Source organism: Luteococcus sp., from assembly GCF_043424415.1.
GTDB lineage: Bacteria > Actinomycetota > Actinomycetes > Propionibacteriales > Propionibacteriaceae > Luteococcus.
This window is the reverse complement of record NZ_JBHWOO010000035.1, coordinates 1-11,756: the sequence shown is the minus strand read 5'-3', so window position 1 is coordinate 11,756 and position 11,756 is coordinate 1. Positions and strand designations below refer to the sequence as shown.

General features: G+C 68.3%; 15 protein-coding genes. 11 read left to right on the top strand and 4 right to left on the bottom strand.

All coding sequences use genetic code 11. From position 1 onward, the window contains the following. Positions 1-59: 59 nt before the first annotated feature. The 3 genes from ACHFFZ_RS01825 to ACHFFZ_RS01815 are packed head-to-tail and all read left to right on the top strand — an operon-like array spanning position 60 to position 3,146. Entirely contained in the window at positions 60-1,004 is a 945-nt protein-coding gene (locus ACHFFZ_RS01825; RefSeq protein ID WP_394274960.1) for a carbohydrate ABC transporter permease, read from the top strand. A gap of 1 nt (position 1,005) precedes the next feature. Continuing rightward, entirely contained in the window at positions 1,006-1,866 is an 861-nt protein-coding gene (locus ACHFFZ_RS01820) for a carbohydrate ABC transporter permease (RefSeq protein WP_394274959.1), read from the top strand. A 29-nt stretch (positions 1,867-1,895) separates the two neighbouring features. Further along, positions 1,896-3,146 (top strand): ABC transporter ATP-binding protein, encoded by a 1,251-nt coding sequence (locus ACHFFZ_RS01815; RefSeq protein ID WP_394274958.1) that lies wholly within the window; start codon positions 1,896-1,898, stop codon positions 3,144-3,146. Between the two features lie 80 nt (positions 3,147-3,226). Here ACHFFZ_RS01815 and ACHFFZ_RS01810 read toward each other — a convergent pair whose 3' ends face one another. The 4 genes from ACHFFZ_RS01810 to ACHFFZ_RS01795 form a co-directional block, all read right to left on the bottom strand. Further along, positions 3,227-3,793 (bottom strand): isochorismatase family protein, encoded by a 567-nt coding sequence (locus tag ACHFFZ_RS01810; RefSeq protein WP_394274957.1) that lies wholly within the window; start codon positions 3,791-3,793, stop codon positions 3,227-3,229. A 9-nt stretch (positions 3,794-3,802) separates the two neighbouring features. Next, positions 3,803-5,164, bottom strand: a complete 1,362-nt coding sequence (locus tag ACHFFZ_RS01805; protein WP_394274956.1) for a nicotinate phosphoribosyltransferase — start codon at positions 5,162-5,164, stop codon at positions 3,803-3,805. A gap of 168 nt (positions 5,165-5,332) precedes the next feature. Next, positions 5,333-6,052, bottom strand: a complete 720-nt coding sequence (locus tag ACHFFZ_RS01800) for a hypothetical protein (RefSeq protein ID WP_394274955.1) — start codon at positions 6,050-6,052, stop codon at positions 5,333-5,335. 1 nt (position 6,053) lies between these two features. After that, on the bottom strand, positions 6,054-6,410 hold the full coding sequence (locus ACHFFZ_RS01795; protein WP_394274954.1) for a PadR family transcriptional regulator: 357 nt from the start codon (positions 6,408-6,410) through the stop codon (positions 6,054-6,056). 164 nt (positions 6,411-6,574) lie between these two features. On the opposite strand from ACHFFZ_RS01795, the gene clpS reads away from it, so the two are divergent. From clpS to ACHFFZ_RS01755, 8 genes are all read left to right on the top strand, one after another. Continuing rightward, the gene (clpS, locus tag ACHFFZ_RS01790) at positions 6,575-6,883 is read left to right on the top strand and encodes an ATP-dependent Clp protease adapter ClpS (protein WP_394274953.1); all 309 of its coding nucleotides are present in this window, start codon (positions 6,575-6,577) and stop codon (positions 6,881-6,883) included. Between the two features lies 1 nt (position 6,884). Further along, entirely contained in the window at positions 6,885-7,511 is a 627-nt protein-coding gene (locus tag ACHFFZ_RS01785) for a DUF2017 domain-containing protein (protein ID WP_394274952.1), read from the top strand. A gap of 80 nt (positions 7,512-7,591) precedes the next feature. Next, on the top strand, positions 7,592-7,849 hold the full coding sequence (locus ACHFFZ_RS01780) for a ferrous iron transport protein A (RefSeq protein WP_394274951.1): 258 nt from the start codon (positions 7,592-7,594) through the stop codon (positions 7,847-7,849). Next, positions 7,846-9,936, top strand: a complete 2,091-nt coding sequence (gene feoB, locus ACHFFZ_RS01775) for a ferrous iron transport protein B (protein ID WP_394274950.1) — start codon at positions 7,846-7,848, stop codon at positions 9,934-9,936. Before ACHFFZ_RS01780 ends, feoB begins: the two co-directional genes overlap by 4 nt. After that, entirely contained in the window at positions 9,933-10,220 is a 288-nt protein-coding gene (locus ACHFFZ_RS01770; RefSeq protein ID WP_394274949.1) for a hypothetical protein, read from the top strand. The genes feoB and ACHFFZ_RS01770 overlap by 4 nt, the downstream gene beginning before the upstream one ends. Before the next feature lie 77 nt (positions 10,221-10,297). After that, positions 10,298-11,125 (top strand): glutamate racemase, encoded by an 828-nt coding sequence (murI, locus tag ACHFFZ_RS01765; protein ID WP_394274961.1) that lies wholly within the window; start codon positions 10,298-10,300, stop codon positions 11,123-11,125. Between the two features lie 24 nt (positions 11,126-11,149). Then, the gene (locus ACHFFZ_RS01760; protein WP_394274948.1) at positions 11,150-11,320 is read left to right on the top strand and encodes a hypothetical protein; all 171 of its coding nucleotides are present in this window, start codon (positions 11,150-11,152) and stop codon (positions 11,318-11,320) included. Positions 11,321-11,402: 82 nt separating this feature from the next. Beyond that, on the top strand, positions 11,403-11,756 hold a 354-nt coding region (locus ACHFFZ_RS01755; protein WP_394274947.1), incomplete at its 3' end, for an alcohol dehydrogenase catalytic domain-containing protein.

Here is an 11,756-nt window from a genome sequence, read left to right as displayed (position 1 = left end):
CAGACGCCCGCCGAGGCCCAGCAGTTCATCATGGACGTCCTGAAGGGAGATGCGCTGCTGTGAGCACCATCGCACCCAATGCCGCCGGCAAGGCGCGCAAGCCTGTCCTGTCCGACCGTGCCAAGGAGGAGCGCAAGCTCGGCTGGATGCTGGCCGGACCCGCCTTCGTCGTCATGGTCCTGGTGACCATGTGGCCCATCCTCAACGCCATCTGGCTCTCCCTCTTCCAGTACCGGCTCACCGACCCCGCCGGACGCAAGTTCGTCGGGCTCAACAACTACGTGACGGCCCTGACCGACAACCTGTTCTGGAAGGCCATGGGCATCACGGTGGCGATCACCGTCATCACCCTGGTCTTCGAGCTGGTGCTCGGCTTCATCATCGCCCTGGTGATGAACAAGATCGTCATCCCGCGTCGCACGCTGCGCACCGTCGTGCTGATCCCCTATGCCATCATCACGGTGGTCTCGGCCTTCAGCTGGAAGTACGCCGCCCAGTTCGACACCGGCTTCATCAACCACTGGCTGCACACGCTGAGCTTCGGCGCCTTCGACCTGAACTACAACTGGTTCGGCGGCACCTGGAGCTCGCTGGCGATCATCTGCCTGTCGGAGATCTGGAAGACCACGCCCTTCATGTCGCTGCTGCTGCTGGCGGGCCTGGCGCAGATCGACGGAGCCATGGAGGAGGCGGCCGTCGTCGACGGTGCCACCTGGTGGCAGAAGATGCGCCGCGTCGTGCTGCCCAACATGAAGGCCTCGATCATGGTTGCGACCCTCTTCCGCACCCTGGATGCCTTCCGCATCTACGACAACCCCTACGTCATGACCGGTGGCGCCAACGACACGATGACCCTGTCGATGCTGGTGGCCAACGAGACGATCAGCCGCGTGGAGATCGGCATGGGCGCCTGCCTGGCCGTGATCCTCTTCCTGTGCGTGCTCGGTATCGCAGCCCTCTTCGTGAAGGGCTTCAATGTCGACCTGGCCGGGGGAAGGAACTGACATGGAAACCAACATCTCGCCCAAGGCCAAGCTGTGGATGGGCATCGGCTCGATCCCCATCATGCTGTGGACCCTCATCCCGCTGGTCTGGATCCTGGCCACCTCGCTCAAGAGCGACGCGGCACTGGCCGACTCCAGCAAGAACATGTTCGGCAACTTCTGGCCCAAGGAGCCGACCCTCGACAACTACCGGCTGATCTTCACCGGCGGTGCCAAGGACCTGTTCATGCCGGCGCTGTGGAACTCGGTCATCGTCTGCCTCACCGCGACCCTGATCTCGGTGGTGCTGGCCACCTTCTGCGCCTATGCCATCGCCCGGCTGGACTTCCCCGGCAAGAAGATGATCCTGACCACCGCCCTGGCGGTGAGCTTCTTCCCGGTGATCGCCATGGTGACGCCGCTGTTCAACCTGTGGCGCCAGGTCGGCCTGTTCGACACCATCCCCGGCCTGGTCCTGCCCTACCTGGCCCTGACGCTGCCGCTGAGCATCTGGACCCTGTCGGCCTTCTTCCAGCAGATCCCGTGGGAGATGGAGCAGGCCGCCCAGGTGGACGGCGCCACCAACTGGGAGGCCTTCCGCAAGGTCATCGCCCCGCTGGCGGCCCCCGGTGTCTTCACCACCGCGATCATCGTCTTCTTCACCGCCTGGAACGACTTCGTCTTCGCCTCGAACCTGACCAGTGAGCACGCCCGCACCGTGCCCGCCGCGCTGGCCTTCTTCACCGGCGCCAGCCAGTTCGTCCAGCCCACCGGTGCCATCAGCGCCGCCGCCGTCGTCGTCACCATCCCCGTCGTGATCCTGGTGCTCGTCTTCCAGCGCCAGATCGTCTCGGGCCTCACCTCGGGCGCGGTCAAGGGCTGAGGCCCTCCGCGACACAACAGGAGCTAGAAATGGCAAGCATCACACTCAACAACATCGTCAAGAAGTACGGCGACGGCTTCCCGGCCGTCAACGACGTCAGCATCGACATCGCCGACGGCGAGTTCATGATCCTCGTCGGGCCCTCCGGCTGTGGCAAGTCGACCCTGCTGCGCATGGTCGTCGGCCTGGAGGACATCACCTCCGGCGACATGCTCATCGACGGCAAGCGCGTCAACGAGCTGGCCCCGCGCGACCGCAACCTGGCGATGGTCTTCCAGAACTACGCGCTCTACCCGCACCTGACGGTCTTCGAGAACATCGCCTTCCCGCTGCGACTGGGCAAGGGCAAGTTGTCCGAGGCCGAGATCACCGAGAAGGTCAACAATGCCGCGGCGATGCTGGACCTGACCGACCACCTACAGCGCAAGCCCGGCAACCTGTCGGGCGGCCAGCGCCAGCGCGTGGCCATGGGCCGCGCCATCGTGCGCGAGGCCGAGGCCTTCCTCTTCGACGAGCCCTTGAGCAACCTGGACGCCAAGCTGCGCGGCCAGATGCGCACCGAGATCGCCCGCCTGCAGCGCCGGATGGGCATGACCACGATCTACGTCACCCACGACCAGACCGAGGCCATGACCCTGGGTGACCGTGTCACCGTGCTGAAGAAGGGCGTCATCCAGCAGTGTGCCTCGCCGCGCGAGCTCTACGAGCAGCCGCTCAACCTGTTCGTCGCCGGCTTCATTGGCTCCCCGCCGATGAACTTCCTGCCCGCCCGCGTGCAGAACGGCGTGCTGCGCCTGCCCTACATGGACGTCACCCCGACGCCCGAGCTGGCTGCCAAGCTGCAGGGGCGCGAGATCGTGATCTGTGGCCTGCGTCCCGAACACATCAAGGACGCCACGGTGCAGAACTCGGGCAGCAACCTGGTGCACTTCACCGCCGATGCCGACCAGACCGAGTGGCTGGGCAATGAGCAGTACGCCTACCTGCCCATGGAGGTGGACGAGCGCGCCAAGGACAAGCTGAACGAGCTCGACCGCGAGCTGGACGGCGAGGGCATGCGCAACCAGATGATCGTCAACCTCGACTCACGCTCCTTCCTGCGCGAGGGTGACCAGGCCGAGTTCTGCTTCGACCCGTCGCAGATGCACGTCTTCGACCCGGAGACCGGCGAGAACCTGACCCGCGACGACGAGGCTGCCGCCGGCATCGCGCGCGAGTCCGAGGCGGCACGCAAGGCCGCCCTGGCACGCTTCCGCGCCAAGGAGGCCGGCCGCATCTGAGCGGCCGACACGACACGACACTGCCCCGGGACCTGTTGGTGCCGGGGCAGTGTCGTGTTCGGGGTGGGCCAGGGCCTGGCTCAGTGGATGGAGACCCCCGCCGCCCGCAGCTCGTCGAAGACCTCGGGGACCCGGTCGGGCGAGACCGCCGCGGTGAGCTGGGCGAAGACGCCCGTCGTGAATCCCTCCCGCGCCGAGTCCAGGGCGGTGGCGCGCACGCAGAAGTCGGTGGCGATGCCTACCACGTCGACGCGGGTGACGCCGCGCGAGCGTAGCCAGTCGGCCAGCCGCTCGCCGTCCTCGTCGCCCCCGATCGAGCCCTCGAAGCCCGAATAGGCCGCCTCGTAGGGGCCCTTGTCGAAGATGGCGTCGAAGTCGATGCCGGTCAGGTCGGGGTGCAATTGCTGGCCGGGAGTGCCCACCACGCAGTGCGGCGGCCAGGAGTCGACGAAGTCGGGCTCGTCGCTGACGTGGCTGCCCGGGTCGATGTGGTGGTCGCGGGTGGCCACCACGTGGTCATAGCCGCCCCGCCGGTCGGTCAGCTGGGAGGCGATCTTGGAGGCCACCAGGTTGCCTCCGTCGACACCCAGCGATCCGCCTTCGCAGAAGTCCAGCTGGACGTCGACGACCACCAGTGCGTTGCTCACGGCTCCTCCTCAGATGTTGGTCGGCACGGCCGAGTGCAGGTAGGGGTTGTAGGCCTCGTCGCCCTCGGGGTCCAGGATGATGGTCGCGATCGCCGGCTCTCCCTTGCTGACCCGCAGCGCCGCCTTGGGCAGCTCGGCGCGGGAGCGCTCGTGGCGCTCCCGGGCGGCCTCGATCGGCTCGCGGCCGACCACGACGCCGTCGCGGACCAGCTCGACCATCAGCTGCCGGTCGTCGCCGTCGCTGGACGGCGGGTTGCCGATGCCGACGATCTCGGCCTGGGCGCGGCCCTTGGCGTCCAGGCGGCGCATGGCGAACTTGCGGCCGCCGACGGTGTTCTTGTTCATCGACTTCTTGGCCACGGGAAGCAGCTCGGTATCCGGCTCGTCGGAGCTGGCGCGGGCCACCAGCTTGTACACGAAGCCACAGGTCGGATGGCTGGAGCCGGTGACCACCGAGGTGCCCACCCCGTAGCCGTCGACCGGCGCACCGCGCAGCGCGGCGATCTGCCACTCGTCGAGGTCGCTGGTGACGATGATGCGGGTGTCCTCGGCGCCGAGGTCGTCGAGCAGGTCGCGCACCTCCCGGGCGACCATGGCGTGGTCTCCGGAGTCCAGGCGGATCGCGCCGAGGCGGCCCTTGGTCAGTTCGACGCCGGTGCGCACGGCCGCCTCGATGTCATAGGTGTCCACCAGCAGGGTGGTGTCCTCGCCGAGGGCGTCGAGCTGGGCCTGGAAGGCTTCGCGCTCGGAGTCGTGCAGCAGGGTGAAGGAGTGGGCGGCGGTGCCACCGGTGGGCACGCCGTAGCGCCGGCCGGCCTCCAGATTGGAGCTGGAGGCGAAGCCGGCGATGTAGGCGGCGCGGGCGGCGGCGACGGCGGCCTGCTCGTGGGCGCGTCGGGAGCCCATCTCGATGCAGGGGCGCCCCTCGGCCATCGCCGTCATCCGGCTGGCGGCCGAGGCCATCGCGGAGTCGTGGTTGTAGATGCTCAGCAGCAGGGTCTCCAGCACGCAGGCCTCGGCGAAGCTGCCCTCGACGCGCAGCAGGGGAGAGCCGGGGAAGTAGACCTCACCTTCGGGATAGCCCCACATGGTGCCGGTGAAGCGGTAGTCACGCAGCCAGTCGGCGCACTCGGCATTGACCACGTCCTTGTCTAGCAGCCAGTCGACGGTCTGGTCGTCGAAGGTGAACTCCTCCAGCGCGTCGAGCATCCGGCCGACACCGGCCACCACGCCGTAGCGGCGGCCTTCGGGCAGGCGGCGGGGGAAGAGCTCGAAGACGCTACGGCGAAAGGCCGTGCCCGACCCCAGGGCCGCGCGGACCATGGTGAGCTCGTAGTGGTCGGTGAGCAGTGCGGTGGTCATGGATTGCACACTATTGGACGATCCGCCCTGGCGACAGGGGCTTTCACTGGGCGCCTCGACGTACGGAGTGGACCCCCCACGTGGTGGCTACCGGGGCACGCGCTGCAGCGCCTGCCTGTGACGGCCCGACGTGCGCAGATGATTGCGCACGTCGGAGCGACCGCCCATTGCTTCTGGTCAGCTGGCCATCCAGAGCGGGATCGCGCTGATCAGGCCCAGCCCGACGGCGCTGATCACGAAGATCCAACTGGCCGCCGCCGCGATGGCGGGGTTCTTCGGACGGCGAGTGCGGGGGTCAATGATCAGGTCCTGCTCGGTCTCGATCACTTGACGCATGCCGATCACCGAGTAGGCCAGGGCAGCCAGGCAGACCACGGCTGCGAGCCAGAGCGGCACGTGGAAGGCGGTGGCGTCGAGCAGCACCTGGGTCATGGTCAGCAGCGTGATGCCGCCGCCGAGGATCAGGGCAGCGTTGATCCACCGCTGCAGGATGGCCCGCAGCACGCCGTGGACCCGAGCCAGCAGCACCACGACAGCGGCCATCAGCGCCAGCGTGGCGATGTCGCCCCACCGCACCGCGACGGGCTCGTGGGTGAACAGGGCCAGCACGATGCCCGGAACCAGGTACAGCCCAACGAGGCCAATGGCGATCGGGGACATCAGGCGTACCCACTGGCCGGGCGCGGTCTTGCTGACCTGGTCGGCGGGGAATTCAAGGGCACGGGCGTACTCGCGCGGGTGGCCGAAGGCCTCGGTGGCGCTCTCGCCGGATTCGGCGCAGTGCGTCTCCACGGCGGCAACCGCGTCGCCGATGGCGGGGCCCCGGACATTGCGCAGGCGAAGTTCGATGATCATCTCGTCGAGCCACTGCTTGTCGGTGAGCTGCTTGGCGTTCATGTCATGCCTCCGGGTTCTGGTGGGGCTGATCGGGGTTGATGAAGTTGCTGGTGTGTTCGCAGAAGGCCCGCCACAGGGGTGCCTGCTGGTGGTAGCGGCGCAGCCCCAGTTCGGAGAGCTGGAAGTACTTGCGTCCGGGGCCGCCGTCTCCCTCGCGCCACTCGGTCTCGACGAGGCCCTGGGTCTCCAGCCGGCTGAGCAGTGGGTAGAGGGTGCCGCCCTTGATGTCGCCGAAGCCTGCGTCGGCCAGCGCGTTGGCGATCGCGTAGCCATAGGTGGGCCCGTCGGAGAGCACGCGCAGCACCGCGAGGGTGAGGGTTCCGCGCAGCCACTCGCTGGGCCAGGGTTGGGTTGCCATAGCTCAATAGTGTCACTACTTAGTGGGGCTGTCTAGTCTGTCTGGCTAGTGTGGGCTCATCGCTGCCAGTGGACCTTGGTCAGGGTTGTGTCGCACCGCTGCGACAGAACCCTGACCGGGACGGCTGGGTGAGGTTGTCGGTCAGGTGCGTCACAATGGAGGGCATGAGCAGCGAGCCGACCACCACGCCGTCGGGTGGCACCGCCGTCGTCGAGCGTGCGGACGAGCAGGAGCAGACCCAGGAGCCGTGGGTCTGCCTGGTCTGGGACGACCCGGTGAACCTGATGAGCTATGTCACCCACGTCTTCACCACCTACTTCGGCTTCACCCGCGAGAAGGCCGAGCGGCTGATGCTGCAGGTGCACAACGAGGGCAAGTGCGACGTCTCCAGCGGGGGCCGGGAGCAGGTGGAGCGCGACGTCAACGCCATGCACGGCTATGGCCTGTGGGCCACGATGCAGCAGGGGGAGTGAGATGCGCGGAATTGAACCCGAGGAATACGGGCTGAGCATCCACTTCGACAAGGGGGAGCCGGGCCTGTTGGCAAGCCTGGTGGAGCAGGTTGTCGAGCTGCTGGACCCGGACGACCTGGCACGACGCCAGCACACGGCGCGCTCGGCCGCCAAGGACTCCGGGGAAGACCCCTTCCCCCAGGACCCATTCGCACGGTGGGAGGCGGACTTCAGTGCCGAGGTCGGCGGCTCGGTCGACGACCCGAATGCGGGGCTCGACCTCGACGACCCAGTGGTGCGGCGCATCTTTCCCGATGCCTATCCCGACGACCCGGCTGCCTCGCATGACTTCCGTCGCTTCACCCAGACCCAGCAGCGCGATCAGAAGGTGACCGATGCCCAGGTGGTGCTGGCCGACCTTGCCGTCACCGGCCGCAAGGGTGTGTGCCATGTCGAGGCCGAGTCGGTGACGGCCTGGCTGAAGACGCTGACCGCGGTCCGCCTGGCCCTGGCGGCGAGGCTCGGGATCGTCGACGAGACCAGCGCCTCCGAAGTGGCCGAGTTGCCCGAGGATGACCCTCGGTCGTGGGTGTACGAGCTCTACCAGTGGACGGCGTGGGTCCAGGAATGCCTGCTCGGAACTCTCTGACAAGGTGATTTGCGAGGAGTGTTGCTTGTTGGTGGCCCCCTTTGCTTAGGCTTGCCTAAGTAGGGCGTAGAGTGCCTGGCATGACGCCACCGATGAGTCTTGATGCGGCCCCCCTGGGCAGTCCCCTGACACTCGTGCGGACCGAGGGCAGCCCGGAGCTGTGTCGCCGACTGGCCGCACTCGGCATCCGTCGCGGAGCGCAGGTGAACCTGGTGCACGCCACCAGCGGTGGCGGCCGCGTGCTCAGCGTCGCCGGCTCGCGGATCGCGCTCGACCGCTCCATGCTGCAGCGCCTCTACGTCGAGCACCAGGACCTGGCCGTGGCGGGGCGGCGATGAGCATCGACCAGGACGCGCCGGTTCTGCTCCAGATCAAGGACCGCCCCAGCATTCTCACCGCCAAGGCCTGCTGCGACGAGAGCAATGGTGCCGGTGCCGGCGTGGGCGCTCCCGTGATCGCACTCGTCGGAGCCCCGAACGTCGGCAAGTCCACCCTGTTCAATGCCCTCACCGGCGCAAAGGTCACCATGGGCAACTGGCCCGGCACCACGGTGAGCGTCTCGCGTGGCGTGTGGCACAGCACCGCCCCCGCCGGCCCGTGCGGCTGCGGTCAGAGTCCCTGCACCTGCACCGGCTGCTCCTGCGGTGAGCACGGCGGCACCCGTCCGCTCGACATGACCCTGATCGACCTGCCCGGCGCCTACTCCCTCGACCCGGTCAGCCCCGACGAGGCGCTGACCCGCGAGCTGCTGGTCACCGGGCCCGCCGACGAGCGCCCCGATGTCAGCGTGGTCGTGGCTGATGCCGCCCACCTGGCGCGCAGCCTCTACATCGTCGCCCAGCTGCGCGAGCGCGACATGAAGGTCGTGGTGGCCCTCACCATGCTCGACGTCGCCCGCCACCGGGGCATCGGGGTGGACACTTTTGCCCTGTCCACCCAGCTGGGCTGCCCCGTGGTGGCACTCGACCCGCGCCGTCGCGACGGGATCGAGACCCTGGCACGGGTCGTCCACGAACAGCTCGAGGCGCCCGCCGCGGAAGCCCGGACGCTGGGCACCGTTCCTGATGCCGGGCTCGACCCGCTGGATGCCGACCTGGTGCGCGAGGACGAGCGTTTCGCCTTCATCGAGCAGGCCGTCAGCGCGGGCACCCTCGACAGTGGTGAGGCCCGCGCCTCGTGGAGCGACCGGGTGGACCGTTGGGTCACCGCCCCGGTCATCGGGCCGCTGATCTTCATGGCCGTCATGTGGGTGGTCTTCCAGACCACCACCACGGTCGCCGCCCCGCTGCAGGACGCGCTTGACCAGTTCTTCGCCGGCCCGCTCAGCGACGGCGCCCATCGGGTGATGGAGCTCGTGGGCCTGGGTGGTAGCTGGGTCGACGGCCTGCTGGTCGACGGGCTGGTCGCCGGCGTCGGCATGCTGCTGACCTTCGCACCACTGATGGCGCTGATGTTCGTGCTGCTGGCACTGCTGGAGGACTCCGGTTACATGGCCCGCGCCGCCGTGGTCACCGACCGCATGATGCGCGCGCTGGGCCTGCCCGGACGCGCCTTCCTGCCACTGGTGGTCGGCTTCGGCTGCAATGTGCCGGCGATCAGCGCCACCCGCATCCTGCCGCAGGTGCGCCAACGTATCCTGGTCTCGCTGCTGGTGCCGTTCACCAGCTGCACCGCCCGCCTGACCGTCTACGTGCTGGTGGCCACCACCTTCTTCGGACGCTGGGCCGGCACCGTGGTCTTCGCGATGTACCTGACCAGCATCCTGATGGTGGTGGGTGTCGGGATGCTGCTGCGCAAGACGCTGTGGCGCACCATGGGGGCCGAGCCGCTGGTGCTCGACCTGCCGCCCTACCAGCTGCCCACCGCGCGGCTGACCGCCTCGGTGGCCTGGGTGCGGCTCAAGGGCTTCCTGCGCACTGCCTCGGGCATCATCGTCGCGACGGTCTGCCTGGTCTGGCTGTTGCAGTCCACCCCGGTGAACCAGCAGCACGCCTTCGGGGAGGTGCCGGTCGAGCAGTCGGCCTATGGCGTGGCCGCCCAGGCTGTCACCCCCGTCTTCCAGCCCGCCGGCTTCGCCCAGTGGCAGACCACCTCCGCGCTGGTGGTGGGCTTCGTCGCCAAGGAGGCGGTGATCAGCTCGTGGGCGCAGACCTATGCCGTCGACGAGCCCGAGGAGGGCGGCGACCCCGGCACTCTGGGCGACCGGATCACCGCTGACTTCGAGAAGTCCTCGGGCGGGCACCCCCTGCCCGCGGTGATCGCCTTCCTGGTCTTCCTGCTGGCCTACACGCCGTGCGTGGCCACCCTGGCGGCGCAGAAGCGCGAGATCGGGCTGCGCTGGACCATCTTCGGTGTGGCGATGCAGCTGGCGGTCGCGTGGGTGAGCGCCGTCGCGGTCTTCCAGGTGGGAAGGCTGCTGTGGTGAGCGGACCCCTGAGCCAGGTGCTCGCAGCCTTCGTCGACGGAGCCACCAGCCTCGACGAGGTTGCCGTCATCACCGGCCTGGACCGCGGGGTGGTCTCGACCGCCGTCGACCACCTGCGCCGGATGGGGCGCATCGACGTCAAGGAACTGGCGATGGGATGCCCCGGTGGAGGGTGCGGATCCTGTGCCAGTGGGACGGTCGACGGGACGGCAGGCTGTGGCTCGCACGGTCCGTCGCAGTCCCGCACCGGCCCGGTGTTGGTGCAGTTGAGCCTGCGTCGCTGACCGGTGTCGGGCGGGGCGTGCGCCGGGCTGCTCGGGCGGACGCCTATCATGGCTCGGGTTGAAAGGACGTGCGAGTGATCCCCTTCGAGTCAGAGATCGGCAGCGATGCCCCGATCGGCATCTTCGACTCCGGTTTCGGTGGCCTGACGGTGGCGCGTGCCATCGTCGACCAGATGCCCAATGAGGATGTCATCTACCTGGGCGACACGGCCCGTGCCCCCTACGGCCCCCGCCCCATCGCCGAGGTGCGCAGTTATGCCATCGAGTGCATGGACCGCCTGGTCACCCACGGTGTGAAGGCCTTGGTGATCGCCTGCAATTCCGCTTCCTCCGCAGCCCTGCGCGATGCCCGCGAGCTCTATGACGTGCCCGTCACCGAGGTCGTCCTGCCGGCCGCACGCCGGGCCGTGGCCGCGAGCCGCAACCATTCCATTGGCGTCATCTGCACCGAGGCGACGGCCACTTCGCGCTCCTACAACGACGCCGTGGCCGTCGCTCCCCAGGTGCGCCTGACCACCCAGCCCTGCCCCCGCTTCGTCGAGTTCGTCGAGGCCGGCATCACCGGTGGCGACGAGCTGCTGGGCCTGGCGCGCGAGTACCTGGAGCCGATCCAGCGCGCCGGCTGCGACACCCTGATCCTGGGCTGCACCCACTACCCACTGCTGCAGGGCGTGATCAGCTACGTGCTGGGTGACCAGGTGACGCTGGTCAGCTCCTCCGAGGAGTGCGCCAAGGCCACCTACCAGGTGCTGCAGCGCCGCGAGCTGCTGCACCACGAGCCGCGCGAGGCGCAGCGGATGTTCCTCACCACCGGCCAGAGTGATGCCTTCGAGGGCATCGGCAGCCGCCTGCTGGGCGGCTTCGTCGAGGATGTGCACACGATCAAGGTGGGTCGCAGGAACTGACGACCCCTTGCCGGGGATGACACCATGGAGACGGCCCCCGTCCCGGGGGCCGCCATCGCCGAGCAAGGAGCCACCATGTGCCGCAAGGTCACCTGTGACAAGTGCAACAAGCCCACCTGGGCCGGCTGTGGGGAGCACATCGAGGAGGCACTCAAGGACGTGCCGCCCACCGAGCGCTGCACCTGCCCCCGCTGATCCACCCCGTGGACGTGGCGGGCCCCTGCCCGGCACGTCCTCCACGTCCCCACCCAGATCCGTTCCTGACCAAGGAGTCCGCATGCCCCAGACCGTCAAGGCCGTCATCAGCCGCACCAAGGATGCCGATGTCGAAGTGGTCGACATCGTCGTCCCCGATCCCGGGCCGGGTGAGGCCGTGGTCAAGGTGCAGGCCTGCGGCGTCTGCCACACCGACCTGCACTACAAGCTCGGTGGCATCAACGACGACTTCCCCTTCCTGCTGGGCCATGAGGCGGCCGGCGTCGTGGAGGCTGTCGGCGAGGGCGTCACCAATGTGAAGCCCGGCGACTACGTCGTGCTCAACTGGCGTGCCGTGTGTGGCCAGTGCCGGGCCTGCCTCAAGGGCGAGCCGTGGTACTGCTTCGACACCGCCAACGCGAAGCAGAAGATGACG